We start from the raw sequence: 13979 nt of genomic DNA on the forward strand, positions 1-13979 counted from the left end.
TCCGCCTGTCGCGGCCGGCCGCCGCCATTTCGCTCGCCGAGATCATCGAAGCGGTGGAAGGGCCGATCGCGTTGACGACGTGCGTCGACGAAGGTCGTCACGACTGCGCGCTTGAGGGTGATTGCCGCGTGAAGCCACATTGGAACGTCGTGAACGGCGCGGTGCGCGGTGCGCTCGGCGGTGTGTCGCTCGCTAGCTTGTCTGGGATACCTGCATAATGGCCACCAAGAACGCCGAAGCCTATGAGGCCGCAAACAAGTCGTACGAATGGGGTTTCCATTCCGACATCGAACAGGATTTCGCGCCCAAGGGGCTGGGCGAAGACACAGTCCGTTTCATCTCGGCCAAGAAGAACGAGCCCGCATGGATGCTCGATTGGCGGCTGAAGGCGTATCGCCTGTGGCTGACGTTGGAGACGCCCGACTGGGCCAAGCTCCGGATGGACCCGATCGATTATCAGGACGCCTATTATTACGCCGAGCCCAAGGCCAAGCCCAAGCTCGGTTCGCTCGACGAGGTCGATCCCGAGATTCTGCGCGTCTACGAAAAGCTTGGTATCCCGATTGCCGAGCAGAAGATGCTCGCCGGCGTCGAGGAACTCGGTGAAGACGGCTTGCCCAAGCGCCGCGTCGCGGTCGACGCGGTGTTCGACAGCGTCTCGGTCGCAACCACTTTCCGCAAGGAGCTGGAAAGCGCTGGCGTCATTTTCCGGTCGATTTCCGATGCGATCAAGGAATATCCCGATCTCGTCCGCAAATGGCTCGGCAAGGTCGTACCGCAGCATGACAACTATTTCGCGGCGCTCAACTGCGCGGTCTTCAGCGACGGGACCTTCGTTTATATCCCCGAGGGCGTGCGCTGCCCAATGGATTTGTCGACTTATTTCCGCATCAACGCCGAAAATACCGGCCAGTTCGAACGCACGCTGATCATCGCCGACAAGGGGGCGTATGTCTCGTACCTTGAGGGTTGCACCGCGCCGATGCGCGACGAGAATCAGCTCCACGCCGCGGTGGTAGAGCTGGTTGTCTTGGACGATGCCGAAATTAAATATTCGACCGTGCAGAATTGGTATCCCGGCGACGCCGAGGGCAAGGGCGGGATCTACAATTTTGTCACCAAGCGCGCGCTCTGCCAGGGCAAGAATTCAAAGGTGTCGTGGACGCAAGTCGAGACCGGCAGCGCGATCACGTGGAAGTATCCATCGTGCGTGCTTGCAGGCGAAAACAGCGTTGGCGAATTCTATTCGGTCGCCGTCACCAACAATCGCCAGCAGGCGGATACCGGCACCAAGATGATCCATCTTGGCAAGGGCAGCCGGTCGACGATTGTGTCGAAGGGCATTTCCGCCGGGCGCAGCGATAACACCTACCGCGGGCTGGTGCGTGTTGCGCCGACCGCCGAGGGCGTGCGCAACTTCACCCAGTGCGACAGTCTGTTGCTCGGCGATCAATGCGGTGCGCATACCGTGCCTTATATCGAAGTGCGTAATCCGTCGGCGCAGATCGAGCATGAGGCGACCACTTCGAAGATCAGCGACGACCAGATGTTCTACGCGATGCAGCGCGGGCTCGATTCGGAGAGCGCAGTGGCGCTGATCGTCAACGGCTTTGCCAAGGAAGTGCTGCAGCAACTGCCGATGGAATTCGCGGTCGAGGCGCAGAAATTGTTGAGCATCAGCCTCGAGGGATCGGTCGGATGATCGCCGCACTCGCCCTTATGGCGGTGCCGCTGTCCGACGCGATGGATTTCGAAAGCCTAGTCGTGTCGATCGCCAAGTGCGATCGCACTGCGGTGACCAACACCGTCGTCGCCGCCAACAAACGCCACAGCCAGTTTCTGCTCGCCTCCTATCAGGAGCAGCGCGCGATCGCTGCGGTCCGCCTCGAGCTCGCGGAACGACGGCGCGTGTTGCACGCCAGGGAAGCCAAGGTCGATACCGAGCAAAGCCTCACCCTCGTCGCCGAAAGCCTTGTCGACCGTACCGAAGCGCTCGTCGATCAGCGCGTGCTCGATCAGTCGGAGCAGGGGATGTTGGGGTATTTCCGCGCGCAATATCTGCGGCAATGTTCGGGCAAGGCGTTGTGAGGGGCGCTGCGTCCGCCCGTCACCCCGGCCTTGTGCCGGGGTTCGCCGCGCTACGAGCGGCGCGGCTTGAAGTTGTCATAGTCCATCTCACTTGCGAGAAATTCTAGTGCTTAAAATCGCCGACCTCCACGCCGAAATTGACGGCAAGGAAATCCTCAAGGGCCTCTCGCTCACCGTCAACGCGGGCGAAGTCCATGCGATCATGGGGCCGAATGGTGCCGGCAAGTCGACGCTCGGCTATGTTCTCGGCGGCCGGCCGGGGTATGAAGTGACCGCCGGTAGCGTGACTTTTGGGACTTTAGACCTGCTCGCCCTCGCCCCGCACGAGCGCGCCGCCGCTGGGCTCTTCCTCGGCTTCCAATATCCGGTCGAAATTCCGGGCGTGTCCAACGTGCAGTTCCTGCGCGAATCGTTGAACGCGCAACGCCGCGGGCGCGACGAAAAGCCGTTGTCGGGGGCCGAGTTCCTGAAACTCGCACGCGCGCAGGCCGATGCCCTGAGCATGGACCAGGAGATGCTCAAGCGCCCGGTAAACGTCGGCTTTTCGGGCGGTGAAAAGAAGCGCAACGAAATGGTGCAGATGGGCATTATCAATCCCACGCTGGCGATCCTCGATGAGACCGACTCCGGGCTCGACATAGATGCGCTGCGCGTAGTCGGCGACGGCATCAACCGGATTATGCGCAAGCCTGACAAAGCGGTGATCCTGATCACGCATTATCAGCGCCTGCTCGATTATGTCGCGCCCGATTTCGTCCATGTGCTGGCGGGCGGGCGGATCGTGCGCTCGGGCGGGCCGGAGCTGGCGCTGGAGCTTGAGCGCGAAGGCTATGCCGGGGTGGCGGCGTGAGCGCCGCAGGCAGCCATACTTTTTGGCTTCGTGTCGTTGCGCCTTCGTGTGAGTCAATTTTTCTCACACAAAGACACCAGGACACGAAGAAGAGTGGGCGCGTGTTGTGAGCACCATTCTGCTTCCCACACGCCGCGATGAAGCGTGGCGCTACAGCGATCTCGAGGCCGTCGCTTCGGTTTGGCCGGTGCCTGCGCCCGATATGATCGAGGTTGCGGCAGGTGAGTCCGTTGCGCGCGTCATCGTGCAGGACGCCGCGATCGATGTCGTCGCGATCCGCGATTACCGCGTGATCCTGCGCGAAGGCGCTTCTGCGACTTTCCACGTGCTCAATACTGGTGGCCAGCTTGGCCGCGTAACGATCGACGTGACGTGCCACGAAGGTTCGCATTTCGAACTTGGCGCGGCGATGCTCGGTGGTAACGCGCAGACGCTCGAGATCGTCACGACGCTCAACCATATCGAGCCGAATTCCACGTCGAACCAGATTGTGCGTTCGGTGCTCGGCGGGCGCGCGACGGGGTCGTATCTCGGCAAGGTCGCGGTCGCGCGCTATGCGCAGAAAACCGATGCGTCGCAATCGGTGAAGGCGATGCTGCTCGCGCGCACTGCCACCGCCAACGCCAAGCCCGAGCTCGAAATCTACGCCGATGACGTGAAGTGCGCGCACGGCGCGACGGTCGGCGAACTCGATGCCAATGCGCTGTTCTACCTTGCCTCGCGTGGCATCGCGCCCGCCGAGGCCAAGGCGATGCTGCTGCGCGCGTTCATCGGATCAGTGTTCGAAGGGATTGCCGACGACGCCGAGCGCGCGCGTGTCGAGGCAGCCGCGCAAGCAGCATTGGAGCGGATGCTCGACAGCTCCCTCTCCCAACGGGAGAGGGAAGGGGCCCGCTCGGCGAAGCCGAGTGGGAAGGATGAGGGTAACTTATGACGATTGTGCTTCACCCTCACCCTTCCGCGGCTTTGCCGCTCCCTCTCTCCCCCAAAGGCAGAGAGACAAACGCGCTGGACCACCTCGCCGATTTTCCGGCGATCCCGGAGGGCTGGGCGTATCTCGACACCGCCGCCACGGCGCAGAAGCCGCAAGTCGTGATCGATGCGATCACGCGCGCTTATGACACCAGTTATGCCACGGTCCACCGCGGCGTGTACCAACGCTCCGCCGACATGACGCTTGCCTACGAAGCCGCTCGCCGCACGGTCGCGCGCTTCATCGGTGCTACTTCCGAAAACGAGATCGTTTTCGTGCGCGGCGCGACCGAGGGGATCAATCTGGTCGCGCAATGCTGGGCGGGCGAGCAACTGCAGGCGGGTGACCGCATCTTGCTCAGCCAACTCGAGCATCACAGTAACATCGTGCCGTGGCAGATGGTGGCGGAGCGCGTTGGCGCGCACATTGACGTCCTCCCGCTGACCGCCGATTACCAGATCGATCTCGACGCGATGGCGGCGATGATCACGCCGGCGCACAAAATCGTCGCGTTGGCGCATGTCTCGAACGTGCTTGGCTCGGTGCTCGACGCGCGCCGCGCGGCAGACATCGCTCATTCGGTCGGCGCGATGATCCTGCTCGACGGGTGTCAGGCGGCACCGCGCATCGCGCTCGACATGGCGGCGCTCGATTGCGATTTCTACGTCATGTCCGGACATAAGCTTTATGGCCCGACCGGGATCGGCGTATTGTGGGCGCGGGCCGAACTGCTCGACGTGATGCCGCCGATGCAGGGCGGCGGTGCGATGATCGATAAGGTCAGCTTTGCGGGCACGACGTTCGCCCCGGCACCGGGGCGGTTCGAGGCGGGTACGCCGCATATCGTCGGCGCGCTCGGGCTGGCGGCGGGAATTGACTATGTTGAAAGCATCGGGCTGACGCGCATCCACGCGCATGAAGCCGCGCTGGTGAAGATGACGCGAGACGCCCTGTCGCACATCAATTCTGTAACGCTCTACGGTCCTGAGGATTCCGCCGGGATCGTCAGCTTCAGCATTAAGGGCGTGCATCCGCACGATATCGGCACCATTTTGGATGAAGCGCACGTTGCGGTGCGCGCGGGGCATCATTGCGCGCAGCCGCTGATGGAATATCTCGGCGTCGATGCCACGGCGCGGGCGAGTTTCGGGGTCTATAACAGCGCTGCCGATGTCGATGCGCTGGTGCGTGGAATAGAACGAGTGACGAGGATTTTTGGATGAGCGACCGGATCGAAATCGAGGAAGTGAACGCGGTCGAGCAGCCGCCGCGCGCGCGTGTTGATGCATCCGAGGAAAGATCCGAACGCAAGCGCGACTATCTTGAGGGCTTCCTGTCGCAAAAGCCGCAAGTCGCGGCGGCGGGTGAACCCGGCGGTGACTTGTACGAAGCCGTCGTCGCGGCGCTGAAAGACATTTATGATCCGGAGATTCCGGTCAACATCTACGATCTCGGCCTCATCTACGGCGTCGATGTCACGGCCGATGGCCATGCGGTCGTCACCATGACGCTGACCACGCCGCATTGCCCGGTCGCCGAGACGATGCCGACCGAAGTCGAACTGCGCGTCGGCGCGGTGCCGGGGATCGGATCGTCCGAGGTCAATCTGGTGTGGGAACCGGCGTGGGATCCGGCCAAGATGTCCGACGATGCGAAACTTGAATTGGGCATGCTGTAACCATTCCCCTCCCGCTCGCGGGAGGGGCTAGGGGTGGGCATGTCGGAAGTGCGCCGTTTCCCATGGCGACAGCCCCTCCCCCGACCCCTCCCGCAGGCGGGAGGGGAGATTAAGGAAGAAGCCGATGACCACTACCACCCGCACCCGCCCCGCCGCGCTGATCCTCACGTCTTCGGCCGAGGCGCGGATTGCCGATTTGATGGCGAAGGCACCGGCCGATGCGATCGGCGTCAAGCTGTCGACCCCGCGGCGCGGCTGTTCGGGCCTCGCTTACTCGGTCGATTATGTGAGCGACGCCAAGCCGTTCGATGAACGCATCGATACGCCCGGCGGCACGCTGTTCGTCGATGGCGGATCGATCCTGTACCTCATCGGCAGCACGATGAACTGGGTCGAAGATGATTTTGCGGCGGGCTTTGTTTTCGTCAACCCCAATGCCAAGGGGGAATGCGGGTGCGGCGAGAGCTTCACGGTCTGATTGGGGATAAGGCGACATGGCAGGACTTTGGTTCGACGAATTGACGGTCGGACAGACCTTCAACCATGCGATCCGCCGGACGGTGACCGAGACCGACAATCTGCTCTTCTCGACGCTGACGCATAACCCGGCGGCGCTGCACCTCGATGCCGAGGCGATGAAGGACAGCGACTATGGCCGGATCATCGTCAATTCGACCTTTACGCTCGGGCTGATGGTCGGCGTGTCGGTCGGCGATACGACGCTCGGCACCGCGATCGCCAATCTGGGGTGGGACGAGGTGCGTTTTCCCGCACCCGTGTTCATTGGCGATACGCTGCGGATCGAAACCGAAGTCGCCGATCTGCGCGAATCCAAATCACGGCCCAATGCCGGAATCGTCACCTTTCTCCACCGCGCGTACAATCAGCGCGACGAACTGGTCGCCACGTGCAAGCGCAGCGGCCTGCAACGGAAGAAACCGGCATGAGCCTGCTCCGATCCTGGCTGTTCATCCCCGGCGACAGCGAAAATAAGCTGGGCAAGGCGGATGGCACAGGCGCCGATGCGCTGATCCTCGATCTCGAAGATTCGGTTGCGGCGGAAAACAAGCCGCGTGGGCGGGCGCTGGTTGCGGCGTTCCTGCGCGATCGTCCCGCATCCGTGCGGACCAGCCAGCTGTGGGTGCGGATCAACCCGCTCGACAGCGGCCTGGCGCTCGGCGATCTGCTCGCGGTGGTCGCTGCCGCGCCTGACGGGGTGATGCTGCCGAAGTGCGGCGGCCCGGCGGATATCGCGCAGCTGTCCTACTATCTCGATGCGCTTGAGGCGCAGGCGGGCGTTGCCGCGGGGTCGATCCGCATCGTGCCGGTCGCGAGCGAGACGGCTGCTGCGCCGTTCACGCTCGGCGATTATGCCGGTGCCAAGCTCGATCGCCTGCTTGGGCTGACCTGGGGGGCGGAGGATCTGGCGACCGCGCTCGGTGCCAGCACCAACCTTGATCCCGCAGGCGGATGGGCGTTGACCTATCGGCTGGTGCGATCGCTTACCTTGATGGGCGCGAAAGCGGCGGGGGTGCAGGCGATTGACACGCTCTATGTCGATTTCCGCGATGAAGCGGGCCTGCGCGAAACGTCGCGCGCCGCGCGGGGCGAGGGTTTTACCGGGCGCCTCGCGATCCACCCCGCCCAGGTCGCGGCGATCAACGAAAGCTTCCTGCCCTCGGCCGAAGAGATCGCGCATGCCGCGCGTGTCGTCGCGGCGTTCGCCGCTGCGCCGGGAGCGGGCACCGTCGCGATCGATGGCCGTATGACCGACTTGCCGCATTTGAAGCAAGCCCAAGCGGTGCTCGCGCTTGCCGCGGCCGCGAAGGTATAACTGCGCTGGCTTGAGCATCCTGTTCTGAAGAAGATGCACTCCTATCCCCGTTCGGGCTGAGCTTGTCGAAGCCCTTGGTGCCACAAGCGGCGCAGGACCGGTGGCACGCTGCCCTTCGACAAGCTCAGCGCGAACGGGGAGGTGCGCCGTGTCCAGCGCACGATCATCGAGCCTGGTGCCTACCCCACCGACGCCGTCGCCAGAGCGAGATCGATCTGCGCCTGGCAGCGGGGCAGGAGCAAATGCCGAATCATTTCCACGTCGTTCTGCAGCGCGACCGGATCGCCCCCCTCCGCCGCCCGCAACGCCTGTTTGAGCCAGTCACTCATGTGCGGGTGATCCAGCACCCAGGCGATCCGTGCGTCGGCCGCTGCGAGCAAGAGTTCGGGTTCCGCGCGCACGACCTGCATCTGACGGTTCGGCTTCATGCCTGGACCGCCGGATCGCGCACCGGGGCGACGACGCGTTGCTCGGCTGCGACCGCTTCCCACGCCAGATCGCCGCCATAGCGCCACGCCATTTGCCCGGCGTCATCGAGCGCGAAGAGATGGAGCCAGCGATTGTCGAACAGCGCGCGCACGTTCGGATGCCGTTCGAGGATTGCCGACATCGCCTCGCGCGGTGCCTCGATACACACGCTCAGCCGCAGCGGTTCGTGCACCAGCGCAGCGCCGTCATGCACCGATTGCCACGGCAGTCCTGCGCGCAGCGTCCCGCCATTGCCCTCGACCACGCCGATCCCGCCGACGACATTGTGGAGCAATTTGTTGCCGCCGCCGAACAGATCGGGCGCGACGCTCGATCCGTAATATTGCAAGCTGATCCAGCTCGCCACGACGACCGGCGCGGTCATGATCAGCTCGAGCACGCCGAAGCCCGCATCGCTGCGCCAGTCATAGTCGTGCAGGAAAGCCCGGCCCTGCAGCGATTTGCCCGCCGTGCGCGTGCGCGGCGCAGCGATGAACGCCTTGCACCCGGCCAGCGCCCATTCGGGACGAGTCTCGGCCCAATCGCGACTACGCCGGCCAATGCTGCTTTCGGACCGGGCACGCGGCAAGCGCAACGCGCGCTCGCCGCGCGTCAAGACACCCGCATCCGCCAGCAAACCACGCGCGCGGACCACGGCGGCGCGGTGTTGGGGCGACGGGTGGTCTTCAGCGTAAAGGAACACCGTGTCGGTGGTCGTGTCGTGGAGCGCCGCGAGGAACAAGGTCGTTGGCGGAATCACGATGTCGCGCGCGCGCAACCCGTCGTGGATCGCGGGATCGTTGAGCAAGCCCGCCAGCAGCCGGGCATTGACCTCCCCCGAATAGCCACCGCACGCGCCGCAGTGCAGCCCGCTTGCGTGGGGATTGTTGACGACATTCGCGCCATGCCCGACCAGCAGCACCAGCCGCGCGAAATCGTGGGTGAGCGACATCGCGCGCAGGATCGATTCCGCCATGCCGACCCGGGTATCGAGATCGAGCGGCGGTTCGGCGTGCGGTGCGGGGTCGTTGGGCACGGCGTTGGCGTGGAGCGCGAAGGCGTCGCGGACCAGCTTCCCGATATAGACCGGCCCGGCCGCCTCGACAAAGGCGAAGGACGACACCGCCGCGAGCTTGAAGCGGCCCCATGCGCGTGTCGCGCGTGCCTTGTAGCGGGCGAGCGTGTCGGCATCGGCGTCGGCTATTTCACCCGCACGCGAGGCGAGACCAGCGTTGAGCAGGACCGGCAGACGATGTTCCGCCACGTCCGAGGCAAAGCGGCGATGCGATGCGGTCAGCCCGAAAAAGCCCGCAAACCCGAGCGTCTGAACCCCCGGATGGACCGATTCGAGTGCCCGCCGGAACACTTCCGAACGCACGTCGATGCAGAATGCGGCTTGCAGGATGGCGGGCGTCGGATCGGCGACGGGATGCGCTGCCGATAGCGTCCGGCCAAGGTCGCGCTGCGCCGCGCGTTCGCACGCTTCCTGCAAAATGGCATCGATGATCGCGTCGGCGCTTGGCGCGACGGGTTGCGCGTGCGTCGCGATCGTCGCGTCCCATTGTTCCGCGATCAGCGGCGCATAGCGTGCGAACAGCGCTTCTTCCCACAATAAGCGGATCGACAGAAAGTCGGTGATCGTGGCGTCGTCCGCGCCTGCGAGCTGCGCTTGCCAGCGTTTGTAGCGCGCGTACTGCGCCCACCCGCCAAGCGTGATGAGCAGGCTGTGGAAATAGGTCGGTGTCGCCCCGCGCGGGAGACCCATGTGTGCCGCCGCACGGGTCAGAGCGTCGCTTGCGGTTTCGGGCGCGTCGGCGACGAAGCGTGCAAACCCCGACAGACCCGCGATTTCGGGCGTCAGATCATGCGTCGCGACCGCTTGCCACGCAGCATAGGCGTTGCGTCCCTTGGGGGCCGCCCACAAGGCTTGCCCTTCATCGAAATAGGCAGCCGCCCAGGTGCCGAAGCGCTCGGCGATGATGCCGGGCCAGTCGATCCCCGATGCCGTCGCCGCCAAATCGGCAATCGTCGGCAGCGCCGCGATCGGCTCCGATGGCCGCTCGGCTGCGGCCTTGAGCGCAGCGACCGAGTCGGGCCGAAGCGTTGCAGGCGCGATCGCAAGCGCGGCGGCCAGATCCTCATCGGTCACGGTGTCATCGGCGATGCGGGCGCGATACCAATCGCGCGGCATTGTGACGGGGGCACCGGCAACGCGCGCCAGCAGTGCGGCGGTCTCCGCCAGGGTCTGCTCGGTCTGGCCGAAATAGGGATTCACCGCGACGCTCGACGCCAGTGGCCAGACCGGCGGGATGGCGCGCGCCGCCGCATCGGCAGCGTCGAACAGCGCGCTTGGATCGACGGTCTGCTGGTCGATTGGCGCCGGTATCGGCGTCATCTCGCTCCGGCTTTGGCGCGCCGGCTGCACCGTCCAGCCGCCAAGCACGCGGTCGAACAGGGCGTTGGCATACAGGCCGTTGGACAAATGGACGCGCAGGCCGGCGGCGGCCGGGTGGTACGCCCAGAGCGGGAACATCGCCTGCGCGATCGCGACCAGCCCGAAGCTCAGTACCGCGAGCACGATCAGCGCCCATTCGAGCGGCCCCGGCATCGGGGTTGCGGGCAGCGCGTCGGTGGTCAGCCACTGCGCAAGGCCGTGCAGCGTGAAATAGCCGATCGACGCCGCGACCGCATAGACCGCCATGCGCCGCGTCAGCGCGCGCGGTGCGGCATCGGCAAGACCTTGCGCCAGCAGATAGGCGATGCCGAAGATCAGGATCGCGCCGAGCGCAATGCCTTGCGGCGATTGGTGGTGGAACCCGAACGCCGCGCCGATCGCGCCATAGATGCCGAGCGCGACGAGAAACGCCCGGCCGACGGCTTTGACGTTGGGAATTGCCACCGGCCCCGGACGACGCGCCACCGCGATCCGCTCGACCGCGCCGCCTGATGCGAGAAAGGAATGCGCCTTGTACAGCGAATGCGCGACGATGTGCAGCAGCGCGAGCGGGAATAGCGCAAGCCCGCACTGCATGATCATGAAGCCCATTTGCGCGACCGTCGACCAGGCAAGCGAGGTCTTCACCGCCGGCTGCGTGAGCATCACCAGTCCGCCGAACAAGGCGGTGAGGCCGCCGATCATCACCAGCACCGCCAGGATCCCCGGTGCCAGCAGCATGACGTCGGCAAAGCGGATCAGGATGAAGCCGCCGGCATTGATGACACCTGCGTGCAGCAATGCCGAGACTGGCGTCGGCGCTTCCATCACTTCGGTCAGCCAGCCGTGGAGTGGAAATTGGGCCGATTTGAGCAGCGCGGCGATTGCCAGCAGCGCGGCTGCGGCCACGGCAAGACCGCCGCCTTCCCCGGCGCGGGCGGCAGTCAGGATCGGCGCGATGCTGCTCGTTCCGTAGCTGATGACGAGCAGCGCCGCTGCACCGACCAAGGCCGCATCGGCCGCGCGCGCGGTGACGAATTTCTTGCGCGCCGCCCGCTGCGCCGCGACGCGATCGGGATAGAAAAGCAGCAGCCGGTGGAGCGCGAGGCTCGTCGCCACCCAGGCGAGGACAAGCTGGACGACATCCCCCGACAGGACGAGCAGCAGTACGGCGGCCAGTGTCACGCACAGCCAGCCAGTGAAGCGTCCTTGCCGCGCTTCCCCGTCGAGATAGGTCGCGGAATAGCGCACCACGATCCATCCGACGAAGGATACCAGCAGTGCCAATGTTACGCTGACCGCGTCGAGCCGCGCCGACAATCCGACGCCCGAAAGCCCGATCACGCGGCTGTCGACCGGCCCGTGGCTGATGAGCACGACCGCTGATACCGCCGCCACTGCGACCGCCACCAGCGCCGCGCCTTCCGCCAACCGCGCCACCCCGCGAACGGTGCGCGGCGGCGAGATAAAGGCGATGAGCGCGCTCAGCAGCAACGTGAGCGGGGCCGCGAAGGGTAAGAGATCGAATGGCACCGGTTTTCCCCCAAGCGCAGTATTGCGCGTGAAAGCGGCCATTACGCTTGCGATTTGATCGCGAAAAATTCATTGTTTTTATCGTATCGTTCTGTTTTAAAGAACGATGTGAAGACGCTCAACTTTAACCACCTGCGCTATTTCTGGGCGGTCGCGCATGAGGCCAGCCTGACGCGCGCGGCGGAGCGACTGAACCTGTCGCAATCGGCACTGTCGGTGCAGATTCAAAAACTCGAACATCAGATCGGCCATGCGCTGTTCGATCGCATCGGCAAACGGCTGGTGCTGACCGAGGCGGGACAGATCGCGCTCGATTATGCCGATACCGTGTTTCAGGCGGGCGACGAGATGCTGAGCACGCTCGACGGGCGGCCGCTGGCCAACCGTCAGGTGCTGCGCGTCGGGGCGCTCACCACTTTGTCGCGCAACTTCCAGCTCCAGTTCCTGCGCCCGCTGGTGGGTCGTGCCGATGTCGAGCTGATTGTGCGATCGGGCACGATCCGCGATTTGCTCGCTCAGCTTGAGGCGCACAGCATCGATGTCGTCTTGTCGAACAGCGCCGCGCCGCGGGATGCTCGCGCGTCGTTTCGCAATCATTTGCTCGATCAACAACCCGTCAGCCTCGTCGGTCGCCCGCGCGCCGATCGCCGTCCGTTTCGCTTTCCCGAGGATTTGCGCCACGAACCGATCCTGTTGCCGAGCCTCGACAGCGATATCCGCGTCGGGTTCGACCGCTTGCTGGAACTCGCCGGGATCCGACCGATCATTCTTGCCGAAGTCGATGACATGGCGATGTTGCGCTTGCTCGCGCGCGAACGCGAAGGCGTGACGCTCGTGCCGCCGATCGTCGTCTTCGACGAACTCGAAGCCGGAACGCTGGTCGAGCACTGCCGCATCCCGCAATTGACCGAGCGTTTCTACGCGATCATCCAGAAGCGCCGTTTTCCAAATCGGCTGCTGGGCGATCTGCTCGAACGATCCACCCCGGCTGGAACCGCGATCGCAGACGCCTGATTCGCCGCTACGGAATGCGGGCGATCCCTCGCCGCCGGAGGCGGAGTTGCCAACCGCCCGATATTGAGGCTCACTGTTGCCAAAATAACAGGGGGATGATTCGGGATGGTGGGAGCGTCAACGATCGTCGCCGATGTGGTTCCCATGCATAATCCCGTCCGTACCCGCAGCGATTGGGCGACGATGCGCGCTGCGGTGCTCGCCGATCCGGGTGCGTTTCACGGGGCGATCGCGGCGCGGCAGATGCACTGGTTTGTCGCCGCTGTCGGATCTGCCGGAGCATGGCTTTCGCGCGGCGACGACGGGCGCTGGTCGGGCTGGGATGCGCAGACCGGCGATGCGGTAACCCCGGACCTTCCCGCTGATTTCGCGCCCTGGACAATGGCGTTCGACGGGTCGGAGCCGCCGCATTGGCGCTGGTTTGTCGGCGGGCGCACCAACGCCTGTTTCAGCGAAGTCGATCGCCACGTGCTTAGCGGGCATGGCGACGAGACCGCCTTGATTTTCGAGGGCGACCGCTGGGACATGTCGGCCGGGGGCGGGCAGGGCGTGCCGGTCGATTGCTTCGGGGTGTCGCGCAAGCAATTGCTGCTGGAGACCGCGAAATGCGCGCTCGCGCTGCAAGCGCTCGGGCTCAAGGCGGGCGACCGCATCGCGCTCAACATGCCGAGCATCGTGCCGCAGATTTACTGGACCGAGGCCGCCAAGCGGCTCGGCATCGTCTACACCGCCGTGTTTGGCGGGTTCAGCGACAAGACGCTGTCGGACCGGATTTGCGACGCCGGCGCGCGCGTGATCGTCACCTCGGACGGCAGCTATCGCAACGCGCAGGTTGCGGCGTTCAAGAATGCCTATACCGACCCCGCGCTCGACAATTATGTGCCGGTCGCGACCGCGCTCGCGATCCTTGCCGAAACCGATCTCGAACTGGCCCCTGCCGAAACCGAGACGATCCTCGCGACCGTCAAAGCAACGCTGGCGGGTGAAGTATCGGTCGAACGGTCGGACGTCATGCGCGGCGTTGGGCGCGCGCTGATCACCTTGGGGAGCGAAGGTCGGATCAGCAGCGCCGATGCCGCGCGCGTGCGGATCGCGATCGCCTCCAGC

14 protein-coding genes are annotated in these 13979 nt (G+C 64.8%); 12 read left to right on the top strand and 2 right to left on the bottom strand.

What is annotated here, in order from left to right; all coding sequences use genetic code 11:
• The 10 genes from ABWP09_RS09875 to ABWP09_RS09920 form a co-directional block, all read left to right on the top strand.
• The coding region (locus ABWP09_RS09875; protein ID WP_353204975.1) for an RrF2 family transcriptional regulator at positions 1 to 218 on the top strand (218 nt) is incomplete at its 5' end.
• Entirely contained in the window at positions 218 to 1702 is a 1485-nt protein-coding gene (sufB, locus tag ABWP09_RS09880; RefSeq protein ID WP_353204976.1) for a Fe-S cluster assembly protein SufB, read from the top strand. The genes ABWP09_RS09875 and sufB, both read left to right, overlap by 1 nt.
• Positions 1699 to 2088 (top strand): hypothetical protein, encoded by a 390-nt coding sequence (locus ABWP09_RS09885; protein ID WP_353204977.1) that lies wholly within the window; start codon positions 1699 to 1701, stop codon positions 2086 to 2088. Before sufB ends, ABWP09_RS09885 begins: the two co-directional genes overlap by 4 nt.
• Before the next feature lie 106 nt (positions 2089 to 2194).
• On the top strand, positions 2195 to 2938 hold the full coding sequence (sufC, locus tag ABWP09_RS09890; protein ID WP_353204978.1) for a Fe-S cluster assembly ATPase SufC: 744 nt from the start codon (positions 2195 to 2197) through the stop codon (positions 2936 to 2938).
• A 106-nt stretch (positions 2939 to 3044) separates the two neighbouring features.
• Positions 3045 to 3872: a SufD family Fe-S cluster assembly protein gene (locus ABWP09_RS09895; protein WP_353204979.1), complete on the top strand. Its 828-nt coding sequence runs from the start codon at positions 3045 to 3047 to the stop codon at positions 3870 to 3872.
• Positions 3873 to 3904: 32 nt separating this feature from the next.
• Positions 3905 to 5134: a cysteine desulfurase gene (locus ABWP09_RS09900; protein ID WP_353204980.1), complete on the top strand. Its 1230-nt coding sequence runs from the start codon at positions 3905 to 3907 to the stop codon at positions 5132 to 5134.
• The gene (locus tag ABWP09_RS09905) at positions 5131 to 5589 is read left to right on the top strand and encodes an SUF system Fe-S cluster assembly protein (protein ID WP_353204981.1); all 459 of its coding nucleotides are present in this window, start codon (positions 5131 to 5133) and stop codon (positions 5587 to 5589) included. The genes ABWP09_RS09900 and ABWP09_RS09905 overlap by 4 nt, the downstream gene beginning before the upstream one ends.
• Positions 5590 to 5713: 124 nt before the next feature.
• Positions 5714 to 6067, top strand: a complete 354-nt coding sequence (locus ABWP09_RS09910) for a HesB/IscA family protein (protein ID WP_353204982.1) — start codon at positions 5714 to 5716, stop codon at positions 6065 to 6067.
• A gap of 16 nt (positions 6068 to 6083) precedes the next feature.
• Entirely contained in the window at positions 6084 to 6536 is a 453-nt protein-coding gene (locus ABWP09_RS09915; protein WP_353204983.1) for a MaoC family dehydratase, read from the top strand.
• Positions 6533 to 7423, top strand: coding sequence for an HpcH/HpaI aldolase/citrate lyase family protein (locus ABWP09_RS09920; RefSeq protein ID WP_353204984.1), 891 nt, complete (start codon positions 6533 to 6535; stop codon positions 7421 to 7423). The genes ABWP09_RS09915 and ABWP09_RS09920 overlap by 4 nt, the downstream gene beginning before the upstream one ends.
• A gap of 179 nt (positions 7424 to 7602) precedes the next feature.
• On the opposite strand, the gene ABWP09_RS09925 is transcribed toward ABWP09_RS09920, so the two are convergent.
• A complete protein-coding gene (locus ABWP09_RS09925; protein WP_353204985.1) occupies positions 7603 to 7851 on the bottom strand; it encodes a hypothetical protein in 249 nt (82 codons plus the stop codon).
• Positions 7848 to 11900: a putative inorganic carbon transporter subunit DabA gene (locus ABWP09_RS09930; RefSeq protein WP_353204986.1), complete on the bottom strand. Its 4053-nt coding sequence runs from the start codon at positions 11898 to 11900 to the stop codon at positions 7848 to 7850. The genes ABWP09_RS09925 and ABWP09_RS09930 overlap by 4 nt, the downstream gene beginning before the upstream one ends.
• Positions 11901 to 11966: 66 nt before the next feature.
• On the opposite strand from ABWP09_RS09930, the gene ABWP09_RS09935 reads away from it, so the two are divergent.
• Both ABWP09_RS09935 and ABWP09_RS09940 read left to right on the top strand, forming a co-directional pair.
• A complete protein-coding gene (locus ABWP09_RS09935) occupies positions 11967 to 12872 on the top strand; it encodes a LysR family transcriptional regulator (protein WP_353204987.1) in 906 nt (301 codons plus the stop codon).
• 144 nt (positions 12873 to 13016) lie between these two features.
• Positions 13017 to 13979, top strand: a 963-nt coding sequence (locus ABWP09_RS09940; protein WP_353204988.1) for an AMP-binding protein, incomplete at its 3' end; no start/stop codon positions are given.

Source organism: Sphingomonas sp. (genome assembly GCF_040398505.1).
Classification (GTDB): domain Bacteria; phylum Pseudomonadota; class Alphaproteobacteria; order Sphingomonadales; family Sphingomonadaceae; genus Sphingomonas.

Excerpts from the sequence above, each read along its gene's own strand:
- ABWP09_RS09930 (WP_353204986.1), bottom strand. The coding sequence starts at position 11,900 with ATGGCCGCTTTCACGCGCAATACTGCGCTTGGGGGAAAACCGGTGCCA.
- ABWP09_RS09905 (WP_353204981.1), top strand. The coding sequence starts at position 5,131 with ATGAGCGACCGGATCGAAATCGAGGAAGTGAACGCGGTCGAGCAGCCG.
- ABWP09_RS09920 (WP_353204984.1), top strand. The coding sequence starts at position 6,533 with ATGAGCCTGCTCCGATCCTGGCTGTTCATCCCCGGCGACAGCGAAAAT.
- ABWP09_RS09925 (WP_353204985.1), bottom strand. The coding sequence starts at position 7,851 with ATGAAGCCGAACCGTCAGATGCAGGTCGTGCGCGCGGAACCCGAACTC.
- sufB (WP_353204976.1), top strand. The coding sequence starts at position 218 with ATGGCCACCAAGAACGCCGAAGCCTATGAGGCCGCAAACAAGTCGTAC.
- ABWP09_RS09915 (WP_353204983.1), top strand. The coding sequence starts at position 6,084 with ATGGCAGGACTTTGGTTCGACGAATTGACGGTCGGACAGACCTTCAAC.
- ABWP09_RS09910 (WP_353204982.1), top strand. The coding sequence starts at position 5,714 with ATGACCACTACCACCCGCACCCGCCCCGCCGCGCTGATCCTCACGTCT.
- ABWP09_RS09885 (WP_353204977.1), top strand. The coding sequence starts at position 1,699 with ATGATCGCCGCACTCGCCCTTATGGCGGTGCCGCTGTCCGACGCGATG.